We start from the raw sequence: 13880 nt of genomic DNA, 5'->3' as shown, positions 1-13880 counted from the left end.
CCGGGAGCGTAGTCGAGAGCGACGCGAGACAGTTCGACAACCCTACACCACACGAGAGAGAGCATCCACATATGACTCGTGCGCAATCGGTCCGACAGGTGAAAGTCGCCCTCGGGGTCGTCGTCGTCCTGTTCGCCGCCGTCGTGGTCGCGACACTCGGCCTCGGGATGACCCTCGGGACGCTCACACGACAGAACACGATGGTCGCCAGCCTCGGCCTCCTCATCACCCTCATGGGGCTGCTCTACGTGGTCTACGCCGAGGCGTTCGCCGTCTGGCTGGGCGTCCTCCTCTCGGGCGAGACGGACTACGACGCGGTCGAGGTCGACCCCGACGACGTGAAACAGCGCAAACGCGGCGGCCTCCTGATGGTCGTCGGTGGGCTCCTCGCCATCGCCATCTCTCTGTTCTGAACGATGGCTGCCGACGACACGCCCTTTATCCCGGCTGGTACCGGACTGGCCAGTATGAACGTCGTGACGCTGTTACCATCCGCGACGGAAATCGTCTACGCGCTCGGGGTGGAGCCCGTCGGCGTCTCGCACGAATGTGACTATCCACCGGCTGCACTGGCGCTTCCGGCGGTCGAGTACAGCCACGTCGACTCGAGCGCCAGCACCACCGACATCGACCGGCAGGTACACGAAGCCAGGTCCGAACACGGGAGCGTCTACGGTATCGACGTCGACCTGCTGGACGACCTCGACCCGGACCTCGTGGTCACGCAGGGGATGTGTGACGTCTGTGCCGTCGACGAGGGGATGGTCGAGGAAGCCGTCGAACGCATCGACGCCAACCCGGACATTCTGAGCACCGACCCGCACAGCCTCTCGGACATCTACGACGACGTCGAGCGCATCGGGAGCGCGCTCGGCCGCGAGACCGAGGCCGCCGACCTCGTCGAGTCGCTCCAGTCGCGGGTCGCCGCGGTCGAGGAGCGGGCGAGGGCAGACGGATGTGAACAGAAGCACCTCGCCGTACTCGACTGGACCGACCCCGTGATGGTCGCCGGTCACTGGGTGCCCGAACTCGCCCACCGCGCGAACTGCGAGTACGGGATGGCCGCCCCGGGCGACCGGTCCATTCCCCGCGAGTGGGACGACCTGCTGTGCTACGACCCGGACGTGCTCGTGGTCGCACCCTGTGGCTTCGACCTCGACCAGACTCGGCGGAACCTGGGCGACCTGACCGGGCGCGAGGGCTGGGACGACCTGACAGCGGTACGAGAAGGGCGCGTCTGGGTCCTCGACGGCGACCAGTACATGAACCGACCCGGGCCACGGACCGTGGACTCGCTCGAACACCTCGCGAGCGTCGTGCACCCCGACGCGTTCGAGCGACCGCCCGAGGACGTCGTCCAGCCGCTCTCGGCACTGGACGAACGACTGGATGGGACGACATGAGCGACGTGAAGAACCGACGACTCCGCCTGCCAGACGACGTGCGAGGGCACCTCGTCGACCACGCGAGAGGGGGCGCTCCGGCAGAGGTCTGTGGCGTTCTCGGCGGCCAGGAAGAGCCGGAACGAGTCGTGACGAGTGTCCACGCCGTCACGAACGTCGCCGAGACCCCCCGAAGCCGGTACGAACTCGACCCGGCAGAGACGGTCCGGGTCATCGACGCGCTAGAGGATGCCGGCCGCGACGTGGTCGGATTCTACCACTCCCACCCCGCCGGCCCCGACGGCCCCAGCGCGACCGACGAAGAACGGGCGACCTGGCGCGACAAGGTGTACTGCATCGTCTCGCTGGACGGAGAGACGGGTGAAGACGGAGACGCGGACGCGACCATCGGCGCGTGGCGCTGGACGGGCGAGGCGTTCGAGCCGGTGCGAATCGAACCGTAACGCGGCTACCGCGCCAGGATGGTCACGTCACCGTTGCTCGTACGGACCCGGATGAGTGGGCTGTTCCCGCCGTTGATGTTTCCGACGACTTCGTTCTCGTCCCACGTGGTCGTCACGATGTCGAGGTCGCGCCAGGTCACCTTGCCCCTGCTCGTCGTCGCCTCGAGTGCCGCCTCGAGGGACGGGTCGATGCGGACGGTCACGTCCCCGTTCGAGGACCGAACTGCCACGTCGCCGCGGACCGCGAGCACGTCCACGTCGACCTCACCGTTCGTGCTTCCGGCCGCGTCGAGGCCCTGCGTGTTCCGCGCGAGCACGTCGCCGTTGGTCGACCGAAGCGTGACGTAGCCCTCGACCTCGCGGGCCTCCACGTCACCGTTGGTCGTCTCGGCGACGAGGTCTCCAGCGACGTTCTCGATGGTGATGTCGCCGTTACTCGTCTCGACCTGGGACACCCGGACGCCCTCTGGGACGCCGATGCGGAGGTCGACCGAGACGCTCCAGGCGAAGAACCCCCCGTCGTCTACGTCGGCGACGACCCGGTTCTCCGGGCCGGTATCGACGGTCACCGTCACCCGGTCGAACGCCGACGTGGGGCCGTTCGTCCGCATCGTGTACTGGACGTCGAGCTGGTCGCCGTTGATGGGTTCGACCGTCACGTCACCGTTCTGTGTCTCGATGTCGAGTGTGGATCCGGCGTCGACCACGTACTGGTCCTGCCTGACGGCGGTACTCGTCGCGAACGAGGTACAGCCGGCGAGGCCGACCGCGAGGCCGGTCACCCCGGCCCCGAGGAAGGCTCTCCGAGAGAAATTCTCCATGGCGACGTATTCGTTCGCTGAGATGATAAATGGTGCCTGCTCCGTGACAACTCTCGGCGCACTGTCGGCGAGAACGCGGGGGCACCGTTACAACCCCGGGCGTCGAACCTACGACCGATGACACGACGCGCGGCCATCGTGGACCTCGACGGGACCGTCTGGCGCAGCGAGCAGCTGATACCCGGCGCAGACGAGGGGGTGCTCGCGCTCCGGGACGCCGGGCTGGCCATCCAGTTCGTCACCAACAGCACCAGCGTCGACCGCAGCACGTTCCCCGCGACGCTCGACTCGCTCGGCATCCCCGGCGACGTCGGGGGCATCTCCTCGTCGGCGTCGGCCACGGCGACTTACCTCGCCGACCATCAGCCCGACGCGGACGTGTTCGTCGTCGGCCACCGGGTGTTACACGAGGAGATTCGGGACGCGGGCCTCTCCGTCGTCGAGTCCGGCGAGGCCGACGTGGTCGCCGCCGGGAAAGCCTACGACATCAGCCACGAACTCCTGACCCGGACCCTCCGTGCGTTCCACAGGGGTACCCTGTTCGTGGCCACGAATCCGGACCGGACCTACCCGACGCCCGACGGCCTCGAACCCGGTGCTGGCGCGACCATCGGTGCCATCGAGGGCATGACCGGCCGGGACCCGCTGGTCATCGGCAAACCCTCCGAACACATGGCCGACGCCGTCTGCGAACGCCTCGACGTGAAACCGGGGGAGTGCCTCGTCGTCGGCGACAACCTCCACACCGATATCCTGATGGGCGAACGCGCCGGGATGGAGACCGCGCTCGTGCTGACCGGCGCGACGACGCGGGAGGAGGCGGTAGCCTCGGACATCCAGCCGGACCACGTCCTGGAGTCGCTGGGGGACATCGAGGAGATTCTGTAGGGGATTCGGGGTGGTGCTTCGGGCGGTGCTTCGACCTCACCTGCCCACCCCGGCGCGCGCCAGTGAGCGTGCTGAGCGCCAGCGAAGACGCGAACTGGTGTCGCGCGAGGGATGCGGACCGCAGGGAACGGAACGACGTGGAGTGGACGAGGACCGGAATCGGCTGGGGAGGGCGTGGGGCGGTGCTGTGCTGTGCGGGTGCGGGGCAGTGCTCTCACTCGATAGCACACGTCTCGGCGTAGTCCACGTCCGAAACAGACCCGATCTTCGGCTCGTCCCCACACACCGGGCAGTCGGGGTTTCGCCGGACCGGAACCTCGTCGAAGCTCATGTCCATCGCGTCGTACAGCAGCAACCTGTCATCGAGGCTCTCGCCGGCCCCGAGCACCTTCTTGACGGCCTCGGTGGCCATGATGCATCCGACGGTCCCGGGCAGCACGCCGAGCACACCAGTCGTCGCGCAGTCCGGAACCGTCCCCGGTTCCGGGGCTTCGGGGAACACACAGCGGTAGCAGGGCGCGCCCGGCTCGTAGGTGGTCGCCTGGCCCTCGAACTTGTAGATAGCACCGTGGACGAATGGCGTCCCCGAGAGGACACAGACGTCGTTCACGAGGTAGCGGGTGGCGAAGTTGTCCGTGCCGTCGACGACGAGGTCGTACTCCGCGACGAGGTCGGTCACGTTCTCCCTGTCGACGCGCGCCTCGTGCACGTCGACGGTCACGTCCGGGTTCAGGTCGCGGACGAACCGGGCGGCGCTCTCGGCCTTGGGGTCGCCCACGTCCGCGTCGCGGTGGATGACCTGACGCTGGAGGTTCGAGCGCTCGACCACGTCGTCGTCGGCGATGCCGAGGCGGCCGACGCCGGCCGCGGCGAGGTACTCGATGACCGGCGAGCCGAGACCACCCGCGCCGACACAGAGGACGGCCGCGTCGAGGAGGCGCTGCTGGCCCTCGGGGCCGACCTCGTCCATGATGATGTGCCGGGAGTAGCGGTCCAGCTGGGTCGGGTCGAGGCTGAGGTCGGTCATACACCTCGTTCGGTCGGCGGGGGAAAAACTCTCACGACTCCCAGGGGTGGACTGGACGGCTGTCTCGTGGCGGCAGCGAGAGCGTGATAAACGTTGTGTAACCCCCGAGGATAGGTGTCACACCACAACCGTTTAATACGTGCTGTGCGTTACCATGGCATATGGCGTCCGCACCCCAATCCGGTGACGACGTGTTCGACCAATTCCTCGCAGACCGCGGCCACGAGACAGAACCGGTAGGGTGGGATCGAAGTTACAACAAACTCCAGTGCCCCGATTGCATGGCGCTCCACGACGAGAGCGCCAGCGACTGCGGGGTCTGTGGCTGGGAGCCGAACTAGTCACACCAGTCTATAGCTCGGACCGAACGCAACAGCGTGGCGGTCGTGAACGGACTCACGACCCCAGCGGCGATTCTTTCGACACTGATCCCGACTCGAGAGCGACGGTTTCGTGACGCATCTGCACTCTGTACGCCCCGACTCTGTGACTTCTGTCAGTAGTGATAGCACCGGGAATCGCCCGAGACCACCCGACCTTTCCCACTCATGCCGCCCACTAAGTATCGTGTTATCACAAATCTGAGAACCGGCAACCGAGGTCACTAGGGGGAAACATTATTAAAGATAATTCCATCTGTCCAGACTGGAGATTCAAATGCCGGAATGCCAGAACTGCGGGTCTTTCGTCACTGATGCGTACGCCAGAGTGTTCACACCACGAGGCGTCGAGGACCCCCGTGTGTGTCCTAACTGTAAGGACAAAATCCGTGACGGGAGCGACGTACGGGAGGCTCGTTCTCCTCGAAACAACTAGCACCGTCTACCGACGAGGACCGTCTATCGACTGCTACCGCCGCCGGTTCCCGACCGCCCGTTTTCCCGTCGGTTCCACGACCGGTTTTTCACCGCCTCCGTCTGCCGTTGGTATCGCGTGACGGGGGGCGGAGCAAACCCATGGTTCTTATCCGTCTCGACACCCAGTATGCGTTTAATGACTGACGCCGAGACGAAAGTGACCCGCCTCTTCGGTGGCCCGGGAAGCGGGAAGACGACAGCCCTCCTCGACAAGGTGGAGGAGATCCTCGAAGACGAGGACGTGACCTTCCGCGACATCCTCGTCGTCTCCTACACCCGTGCTGCGGCAGCCGAAATCCGCGAGCGTCTCGCCGAGCGACTCGACATCAACCCCCGCTCTCTCCAGGGGAACGTCTGTACGATGCACGCGAAGGCGTACGACCTCCTGAACCTCTCGCGTAACGACGTCGTCGGCGAGAAGGACAAACAGGAGTTCTGTGAGGATTACGGCATCGAGTACGAAGACGAGTACGGCGGTGCCGGCCGCCGAACCGCCCGGTCGACGACCATCGGGAACAAGATCATCGCGACGAGCCAGTGGCTCCAGCGTACCAACCGCGAGGTCGCCGACTGGTACGACGTGCCGTTCCAGTGGGACGTCGAGACGGTTCGCCTCCCGCCCGAGATCGACCCCAACGCCCAGGAAGGGAACAAGTACACCCCGACGTGGCCGTCGAGCGACGACCGCATCGACGTGCCCGAGACCATCCGGGCGTGGCGCAAGTACAAGGGCGACAACGAACTCGTCGGCTTCGCCGATATGCTCGAACGCGTCGAACAGCGTTCCCTGCTCCCCAACGTCGACTACCTCGTCATCGACGAGTTCCAGGACATCACGACGCTCCAGCACCGCGTCTACGACGAGTGGCGTCCGCACATGAAAGGCGTCCTCATCGCCGGTGACGACGACCAGGTCGTCTACGCCTGGCAGGGTGCCGACCCCGACCTCCTGCTGGACGCCGAACCGGACGAGGACATCATCCTGCCCAACTCGTACCGCCTGCCCTCGCGCATCCTCAACATCGTCAACCGCGAGATTCGACACATCGAGAAGCGCCAGGACAAAGACCTCAAACCTCGCAAGGAGGGTGGCGTCGTCGAGGCCGTCCAGAACCCGTCGATGCTCGACCTCGTACGGAACGTCCGCCGGACCATCCAGAACGACGACGGCACGGTCATGATCCTGTTCCGGGCGCGGTACCAGATGTTCCAGTTCATCGACGAGTTCATCACCGAGGGCATCCCGTTCAAGTCGCTGACCGACCAGCGCATGTGGACCGACCGCCTCGACGACTACGTCACCGCGGTCGAGCAGATAGAGGCCGGCGAGAACATCAACGGCCTGCAGGCCCGACGACTCGCCGACATGCTGCAGGAGTCCGCGTTCGGCACAAACGAGCGCGACGAGTTCTTCGACGCCATCGACGACGCCCAGGAGGACGCCGGCGTGGAAGACCTCACGGACCTCTCCATCTCGCCCGACCTCGTGAGCGACCACGTCCCGTTCATGCCCGGCCCGGCGTCGGCGTCGGACATGGTCCGGAAGGTCACCTCCTTCCAGCGCAAGTCGATGAAGGCGTACTTCGCCACCGGCGAGCACCGCGGCATGGACCGCGACCACGTCCGCGTGGGCACCATCCACTCCGCGAAGGGTCGTGAGGCCGACCACGTCTTCATGGGCACCGACCTCACCGAGAAGGTCGTCGAGCAGATGGTCGCGACGGTCGACGAAGACGAACTGCCCGCAGACGTCGAGTTCACGAAGACGACCTCGCCGGTCCCCATCCTGACGGACAACGAACGCCGCGTGTTCTACGTCGGGATGTCCCGTGCCCGCGAGCGCCTCGTCCTGCTGGAGAACCTCGTCGACGGCGCGCCGACGCTGACCGTCGACGTGCTCCTCAACAACGAGTTGACCGGCACCGACCTCGACGACCTGATAGAGCAGGCGAAAGAGCCGATGGAAGCCGAAGCGGCGGACTGAGGCATGACGCTTGTTACCGATTTCGAGCCCGTCCAGCGCGAGCTGCGAGCGCGCGATGCCTGCGCGTTCGTCCACGTCGGTCGTGAGTCCGACCCGATACTGCGATATCTCGGACGGACCGCGGCGGTCGAGGGCGAACTCGCGGTCGTCGTGACGGCCGACCAGGCGCTGTTGCTGGCCCCCGACGCGCCCGACGCCGCCAGCGAGGCCTTCCCCGACGCGCAGGTCCTCCCTGCGGGTGCGGACATTCCGACGGGCACCCGCGTCGCGACGGTGCTCGACGACCTCGGGCTGTCCGGGACGGTGCTGACGCCGCGGACGGTCCCCCACGACGCCGCACTGTATCTGGAGAACGAGGGCTTCGAGGTGGCCTCGACAGCGGTCGTCGAGACCGACCGGGAGACCAAGACCGACCCCGAACAGCTCCGCCAGACCACGGTGCAGTCGGCGGCGTGTGCCGGAATGCGCCGCGTTTCGGAAGTACTGGCCGAGGCAGAGCCCGGTGACCTCACCGAGGAGGGGCACGGCCACAGTCACCAGCACGGCGACCACGGCCAGAAAGACGAACACGAAGGAGACCACGCCCACGATGGCCCGCTCGTCTGGGAGCACGCACCCCTCACCGCGCTCCGTCTTCGCCGCGAGGCCAACGCCGCCCTCGCCGCCGAGGGCGTCCACCCCGGCACGACCGCCATCGGCGTCGCTGGCAGGACGGCGACCCCCCGTTCGGACGACCCGATCGAACCCGGCGACACCGTCGTCGTCGACCTCGCCCCACACTGCCCCGACGGCTACCACGGGCGACTCGTCCGGACGTTCGTCGTCGACGGCGACGGCGGCTGGACCCGGCGCGCCCAGCTGGCGACCGAGACCGCACTCGACGCCGCCGTCGGCGTCCTCGAACCCGGCGTCACCGCGGGCGAGGTCCTGCTGGAACTCGAAGCCGAGGTGGCCGCCTACGGCTTCGACGGCGACGACACCGCGGCGTACGGCGTCGGGCTGGAACGCCGCGAAGCGCCCCTGCTCGGCACGCTGGACGAGGACGAGGAACTGGACGCGGGGACGGTGCTGGCGCTCGACGCGCGGGTATCGGATGCCGACGAAGGCACGGTCAGACTCGCGGACCTCGTCGCGATTACGGAAGACGGCGGGCGGGCGCTCGGCGCGTACCCGCGCTCGCTGGCTCCCTGACGGTCCGGCAGAAGACGGCTCGCGTTCTACTCGCTGTTCGTCTCGTCGAGTTCGTCGGGCTCCTTGACGACCGTCTCGACCGCCGCACCCGTTAGTTTGCCCGGGATGTCGAACGGGCTGTCGATGTACTTCTCGACGAGAATCATGAGGACACCGATGACGACCAGTGCCGCGCCCATCGTCGTCTCGCCGCGCAGGAAGACCATGTCCAGACCCGCGGCGATAGCGGGGAGTGCGAACACGAGTACTGCCAGCAGTTTCACCGATTCGATGATACTCCGACCCATCGAGCGCCCATTGGCGATACCCCGGCAAAAAGGGTGCGGACGGTCACGACGAGCAGACCGCTCGCGCTGGTGACGATGACCGCACCGCCCGACACAGCATCGCCCCCCACAGCACTGCCCGGCACAGCATCGCCCCCCACAGCACCACCCCACGCCCTCCCCAGCCGATTCCGGTCCTCGTCCACTCCACGTCGTTCCGTTCCCTGCGGTCCGCATCCCTCGCGCTTCCGACGGCGTCCTCACTGGCGTTCGGACCGCCGACCGCGCGCGCCAGCCGGAAGTCCAGTTCACGGGACCCCGAGATAGCAACCCTTTCCGCCGCCCGTCCCGAACGCCCGGCTATGTTCACCGGTATCGTCGAGGAGACGGGCGAGGTGGTCGACGTGACCGAGACCGACGACGGGCGACGCCTGCGCATCGCGGGCGACGTCGTCCTCGAAGACGTGGTACACGGCGCGAGCATCAGCGTCAGTGGTGTCTGCCTGACCGTCGAGGAGTTCGATTCGGAGACGTTCTCGGTGTTCCTGGCCGAGGAGACCGTCGCGAAGACCTACCTCGGCACGGTCGAGGAGGGTGACCTCGTGAACCTCGAACGCGCGATGCCCGCCGACGGCCGCTTCGACGGCCACATCGTGCAGGGCCACGTCGACACGACGGCCGAGGTGCTGGCCGTCGAACAGGTCGGCGAGGACTGGCGGTTCACCTTCGAACTGCCCGAGGCGTATTCGAAATACGTCGTCGACAAGGGGTCGGTCACCCTCGACGGCATCAGCCTCACCGTCGCCGAGAAGGGAGACGAGGAGTTCGCGGTCGCCATCATCCCGACGACGTACGACCTGACGAACCTCTCGGCGAAGGAGCCGGGCGACCACGTCCACCTGGAGGTCGACGTGACGGCGAAGTACGTCGAGAACATGCTCGGCGGGTACCTCGACCGGCTGGAGTAGCGGCGGTCGAGGAGCCGAACTCAGTACCGCGGCGGCTGGTCGAACTCGGTGAGTTCGGACTCGCCCGCTTCGACCCCGTTTCGCTGGGCGCCGACCTCGTCGTAGGCCCGGCGGTAGTTCCGTATCTTCCGGTAGAGGAACAGCCCGATGGCGGTGTCGTACACGACGACGTAGCCGAAGAACGCGACGATGGGGTCCACGTCGAGTGCGCGAGACAGCACTTGCGGGACGAGGCTGACGGTCATGTTGTACGTCGCGTGGAACAGCGCCGCGAGCAACAGCCCTTTCACCACGATGGGGCCGAAGTACTCCCGGTTGAACTTCGCGAGCCCGAGGTAGAACCCGGCGACGGCGGAGTAGATGACGTGGCCCGGCCCGGCGAACGCCCGGATGGTCGCGATGGACGAGCCGGCGTCGACGATGGGCACGGTCGACGCCTGGTTGATGCTCCCCGTGATGTACACCGCGTTCTCGATGGTTGCGAACCCGAGACCGGCGACTGCCCCGTACACCGCGCCGTCGATGACCGCGTCGAACTCCGGCCGCCGATAGGGGTACATGCGGACGGCGAGCCACTTCACGAACTCCTCGCCCGGGGCGACGATGAAGAAGAAGTAGATGAACGCCCCGAGCAGCGTACTGGTCGGCAGCCCGACGAATCGGAAGCCGGCGCTCATCACGGTGTTCACGACGCTGGCGAACGTCGAGAACAGGATAGCGAGCAGGAAGGTGCCGACGACCAGCCGTAACGGTTCGTTCGTCGTCACGTCGCTCCGGTAGATGTAGACGGCGAACAGAGCCGCCGGGACGATAGAGAGCACGACGAACCCGCCGACCAGCGGGGTGGCGACGGCACCGAAGGCCACCAGCCCGAACAGCACGAGGGCGAGGATGCCTGCGATGACGATGACACCGAGGCGGGCCGCCGGCCGGAGGCCTTCGTAGATGGAGACAGCGAGACCGTCCAGTTCGGTCCGTGGCTCCCACGTCGCGATTTCGTACAGGTCACTGGCCCGGTCGGCTGCCCGTTCGACCGGGTCACGGCGTGGACTCATTGCCCAACCGTACGGCCAACCGGTCCGTAACGCTTCCCCCTACGGCAGGACGGGGCACCGGGCAGGAACCTAGATGACGAACGTCCAATCCTAGTATGACATTAATTCCCAAAACGCGTAATAGGGGGAAGCTTATGAGCACTCATGCCTGTATGCGAGACAATGACAGAGAATAACAGCCGACAGATGCTCTACACACCGCTTCCGACGGAGGAAGACGGGTTTAAGAAACCAGTACCCACACTTACACCGACCGAGGACGAACCGACGACGACCACCACGCGCCCCTCTTCTCGCACGCAGGCCGAGGCGTCGTCCCGCTGGGGCGACACCCTGGCCGACGACTGAGACCCGACGACCGACTCCGAACACGACCCGAGTAGACGCTAGTCCAGACGCTGTCGTACGAGTAAAGACCCTGCCACCTGTAGCGCCGCGTATGCACTTCGACCAGCGGACGCAAGCGGCCTTGCGTGCGGTCGGTCTGTCGACCGACGAGCTGCAGGCCGCTTCGGCAGACGTCGCCGAGCGAACCGAGGCCGACGCCGCGGCGCTGATGGACTTCTTCGAGACCAACGACGTGGTCTACTCGGACATGGACATGGCCCACAGCGCGAGCGAGTATCCCGAACACACCGTCGAGTACTGCGACATCACCACGCACGCGGCCGAGATGCGCGGCTGGCTTCGCTTCGACACCTGGGGCGTGTACGTCGAGGACGGCCGACTGCTGGACGACGGGACGGTCGAACTCACGCTCGGGCCGAGCATCCACGACCGGGTCCGGTTCGCGCCGACCCGCGACCAGCTATGACGGTCAGGGTCCGGGGCATCTACACCACCGCGCTCACGCAGTTGCTCCTCGACGAGGGAATCGACGTGGTGCAGGCGTCGCCACCCATCCGCCGCCGGTTCGACGACCACGAGGCAGACCTCACCGCGAGACCGGCCGACGTCGAAGTGGCGACCACCGACGACCGGCAGGGCGTCGGGCTCGTCGGAGACCCCGACCCCCTCCAGACGGTCCGCGACCTCGTCGCCGGCGTCGGTGTCGACGCGCTCCACTGGGGCAGCGATGCCCCCCGCGGGGCCGTCTTCGACGGCGTCGTCACCGACACGCTCGGCAGTGGGGCCGTCGTCGACCTCGGTGCGGCCGAAGGGTTCCTCCCGTTCCGCGATTTCGACGGCCACGTCGCCGACGGTGACGTGGTTCGCGTCCAGGTTCACGAGCCAGCCGCACCGTGGAGCGACGACCGACCCCTGCTGTCGGGCGACATCACGGTCCACGACGGACTCGTCGAACTCTCACAGGGCAGGTCCGGCGTCTCCGCGAACGTCGACGGCGAGCGCGCGACCGAGATCGTCCGCACCACGGAGATTCTCCCCGTCGACGTGCCCGACGGCTGGGGCGTCCGCTGGCAGCGTGCCGCGACCGACGCCGACATGACCGCCCTCGGCGACGCGCTGGAAGCCGCGGTCGAGCGTGCCGAGGAACTCGACGAGACGCTCGCCGCGGCCGGCGGCGACCCCGACGACGCGCCGGCGCAACTCGTCGCGGGCGAGGGCACCGCCTGGGTCTGGTTCGGTCGGGAGTGCCGCTTCGCCCTCGACGACGTTCGCCGGGAGGCCGAGCGAACGATGGTCGGCCACCACCGCATCAAGGCGGCCCACCGCGCCGCGAGTACCGCAGTCGACTTCGTCGAGGCCGTCTGCGACGACCCCGGTGGCGAGTTCCCGTTCCAGGCCGTGACCGAGCAGTTCGGTCCGCTCCTGGGCGACCGCATCGCCCTCGCACACGGGAAACCCGAGGGCCGACTCATCGTCCTCGGGCGTGGCGAGATAACGGATTACGACCCCGACGGGCAGGTCACCCTCGAACGCCAGATGTCCGGCGGCGGCAGCTACGACGCGCTGGGTGTCGCGCGCGAGCGAGGCGACGTGGCCATCACGAAACTCAAGGAGGGCCGCTGGTGGTACCCGACGGTCTACCGTGGTGAGGACGGCACGAAGAAGGGGACGTACGTGAACATCTGCACGCCGGTCGAACTGTTCCCCGACCAGGCGCGCTACGTCGACCTGCACGTCGACGTGGTGAAACACGCCGACGGGACGGTCGAACGGGTGGACGACGACGAACTCGACGAGGCGGTCGCTGCGGGGTACGTCTCGGAGGCGCTCGCAGAGAAGGCCAGAAGCGTCGCCGCCGCGGTCGAGCGGGCACTCGGGTGAACACGGCTGGGGAGGCGGTCAGAAGGGCAGTTTCTTCCGTAACTCGTCGATGAGCGACGGGTCCTCGGCGAGGTCCTCCGGGTCGGGGATGACCTGCTCGGCAGGCTTGATCACCGTCCGGGACGTGGACTGCTCGACGACTATCAGGCCGTCCTCTTTCAGCCCCGCGAGCGCGGTCTCCAGGTCGTCGATATCCGCTTCGACGTGCGAACGGAGTTCGAAGACGGTCATCCCGTCTTCGGCGCGGTCCACGAGGGCATCGAGCACTGACACGTCGATGTCGGCTCGATTCCGGAACTCCCGCTTTGCCTTCATCAGTGTCCACTTCGAGCGGATACGATTTCACGCTTGCCCCTGTCGTGGCGAGCGAGCAGGGTATCGCGAAGTCGTCGTTCACTGCGACGACTCCGTCGTACTCGGTTCCCTGGCAGTGCCACACGGCGTCTGTGACAGTCCACGGCCGATTGCGTCCCCGGAACTCGGAGCGTGCAGGTGTGCGCACGAGACGTGGTACGTCTCGTGACCGGTCCTCGGCCACGGGCCTTCGGTCCGCATCCCTCGCGCATGCTGGGTCGTGGCCTCACTGCCGTTCGGCACGCTCGCTGGCACACGCCAGACGAATCGTTCCATCTAGCTAGCTGCTCGCCCCGGTTCGTTAAACCACAGTGACAGACCTGCGCGCCGCACCGCCCCCGGTGATTGCCAGGGCAGCAAAGTCTTTTACGGCCGGGCGGGGTAGGCCGTCACA

At 66.8% G+C, this 13880-nt stretch carries 17 protein-coding genes; 12 read left to right on the top strand and 5 right to left on the bottom strand.

Annotated elements, in window-relative coordinates; genetic code table 11:
• The first annotated feature begins 71 nt into the window (after positions 1 to 71).
• From ACSC1R_RS08030 to ACSC1R_RS08020, 3 genes are read left to right on the top strand one after another with little or no spacing between them, the layout of a single operon-like run.
• On the top strand, positions 72 to 413 hold the full coding sequence (locus tag ACSC1R_RS08030) for a hypothetical protein (protein WP_439028543.1): 342 nt from the start codon (positions 72 to 74) through the stop codon (positions 411 to 413).
• Between the two features lie 54 nt (positions 414 to 467).
• The gene (locus tag ACSC1R_RS08025) at positions 468 to 1403 is read left to right on the top strand and encodes an ABC transporter substrate-binding protein (RefSeq protein WP_439028542.1); all 936 of its coding nucleotides are present in this window, start codon (positions 468 to 470) and stop codon (positions 1401 to 1403) included.
• Positions 1400 to 1846 (top strand): desampylase, encoded by a 447-nt coding sequence (locus ACSC1R_RS08020; protein WP_439028541.1) that lies wholly within the window; start codon positions 1400 to 1402, stop codon positions 1844 to 1846. Before ACSC1R_RS08025 ends, ACSC1R_RS08020 begins: the two co-directional genes overlap by 4 nt.
• Before the next feature lie 5 nt (positions 1847 to 1851).
• Here the strand turns inward: ACSC1R_RS08020 and ACSC1R_RS08015 are convergent, their stop codons facing one another.
• A complete protein-coding gene (locus ACSC1R_RS08015) occupies positions 1852 to 2667 on the bottom strand; it encodes a DUF4097 family beta strand repeat-containing protein (protein WP_439028540.1) in 816 nt (271 codons plus the stop codon).
• A 117-nt stretch (positions 2668 to 2784) separates the two neighbouring features.
• Between ACSC1R_RS08015 and ACSC1R_RS08010 the strand changes: the two genes are divergently transcribed.
• Positions 2785 to 3555: an HAD-IIA family hydrolase gene (locus ACSC1R_RS08010; RefSeq protein ID WP_439028539.1), complete on the top strand. Its 771-nt coding sequence runs from the start codon at positions 2785 to 2787 to the stop codon at positions 3553 to 3555.
• 214 nt (positions 3556 to 3769) lie between these two features.
• Here the strand turns inward: ACSC1R_RS08010 and ubaA are convergent, their stop codons facing one another.
• On the bottom strand, positions 3770 to 4582 hold the full coding sequence (gene ubaA / locus ACSC1R_RS08005) for an SAMP-activating enzyme E1 (protein ID WP_439028538.1): 813 nt from the start codon (positions 4580 to 4582) through the stop codon (positions 3770 to 3772).
• Between the two features lie 161 nt (positions 4583 to 4743).
• Here ubaA and ACSC1R_RS08000 point away from each other — a divergent pair, with 161 nt between their 5' ends.
• From ACSC1R_RS08000 to ACSC1R_RS07985, 4 genes are all read left to right on the top strand, one after another.
• Entirely contained in the window at positions 4744 to 4923 is a 180-nt protein-coding gene (locus ACSC1R_RS08000; RefSeq protein WP_439028537.1) for an HVO_0416 family zinc finger protein, read from the top strand.
• A gap of 316 nt (positions 4924 to 5239) precedes the next feature.
• The gene (locus ACSC1R_RS07995) at positions 5240 to 5398 is read left to right on the top strand and encodes a DUF7563 family protein (protein ID WP_438266724.1); all 159 of its coding nucleotides are present in this window, start codon (positions 5240 to 5242) and stop codon (positions 5396 to 5398) included.
• Between the two features lie 177 nt (positions 5399 to 5575).
• Positions 5576 to 7423 carry a UvrD-helicase domain-containing protein gene (locus ACSC1R_RS07990; protein WP_439028536.1) on the top strand — a complete coding sequence of 616 codons (1848 nt, stop codon included), beginning with the start codon at positions 5576 to 5578 and terminating at the stop codon, positions 7421 to 7423.
• A 3-nt stretch (positions 7424 to 7426) separates the two neighbouring features.
• Complete coding sequence (locus tag ACSC1R_RS07985) at positions 7427 to 8614, top strand: M24 family metallopeptidase (RefSeq protein ID WP_439028535.1); 1188 nt, start codon at positions 7427 to 7429, stop codon at positions 8612 to 8614.
• Positions 8615 to 8640: 26 nt separating this feature from the next.
• On the opposite strand, the gene ACSC1R_RS07980 is transcribed toward ACSC1R_RS07985, so the two are convergent.
• Positions 8641 to 8901 carry a DUF7533 family protein gene (locus ACSC1R_RS07980; protein ID WP_439028534.1) on the bottom strand — a complete coding sequence of 87 codons (261 nt, stop codon included), beginning with the start codon at positions 8899 to 8901 and terminating at the stop codon, positions 8641 to 8643.
• Between the two features lie 341 nt (positions 8902 to 9242).
• Between ACSC1R_RS07980 and ACSC1R_RS07975 the strand changes: the two genes are divergently transcribed.
• On the top strand, positions 9243 to 9848 hold the full coding sequence (locus tag ACSC1R_RS07975) for a riboflavin synthase (protein ID WP_439028533.1): 606 nt from the start codon (positions 9243 to 9245) through the stop codon (positions 9846 to 9848).
• 20 nt (positions 9849 to 9868) lie between these two features.
• On the opposite strand, the gene ACSC1R_RS07970 is transcribed toward ACSC1R_RS07975, so the two are convergent.
• Positions 9869 to 10903 (bottom strand): PrsW family intramembrane metalloprotease, encoded by a 1035-nt coding sequence (locus ACSC1R_RS07970; protein ID WP_439028532.1) that lies wholly within the window; start codon positions 10901 to 10903, stop codon positions 9869 to 9871.
• Positions 10904 to 11065: 162 nt separating this feature from the next.
• Between ACSC1R_RS07970 and ACSC1R_RS07965 the strand changes: the two genes are divergently transcribed.
• From ACSC1R_RS07965 to ACSC1R_RS07955, 3 genes are all read left to right on the top strand, one after another.
• Complete coding sequence (locus tag ACSC1R_RS07965; RefSeq protein ID WP_439028531.1) at positions 11066 to 11251, top strand: hypothetical protein; 186 nt, start codon at positions 11066 to 11068, stop codon at positions 11249 to 11251.
• 91 nt (positions 11252 to 11342) lie between these two features.
• Positions 11343 to 11717 (top strand): DUF7532 family protein, encoded by a 375-nt coding sequence (locus ACSC1R_RS07960; protein ID WP_439028530.1) that lies wholly within the window; start codon positions 11343 to 11345, stop codon positions 11715 to 11717.
• The gene (locus ACSC1R_RS07955; RefSeq protein WP_439028529.1) at positions 11714 to 13132 is read left to right on the top strand and encodes a DUF402 domain-containing protein; all 1419 of its coding nucleotides are present in this window, start codon (positions 11714 to 11716) and stop codon (positions 13130 to 13132) included. Before ACSC1R_RS07960 ends, ACSC1R_RS07955 begins: the two co-directional genes overlap by 4 nt.
• Positions 13133 to 13150: 18 nt before the next feature.
• On the opposite strand, the gene ACSC1R_RS07950 is transcribed toward ACSC1R_RS07955, so the two are convergent.
• Complete coding sequence (locus ACSC1R_RS07950) at positions 13151 to 13447, bottom strand: DUF6432 family protein (protein WP_439028528.1); 297 nt, start codon at positions 13445 to 13447, stop codon at positions 13151 to 13153.
• Positions 13448 to 13880: the final 433 nt, after the last annotated feature.

Origin of the sequence: Haloarchaeobius ordinarius, assembly GCF_051801355.1 — an archaeon.
In the GTDB taxonomy this organism is placed as follows: Archaea; Halobacteriota; Halobacteria; order Halobacteriales; family Natrialbaceae; genus Haloarchaeobius.
This window is presented reverse-complemented; position numbering and strand designations above follow the sequence as displayed.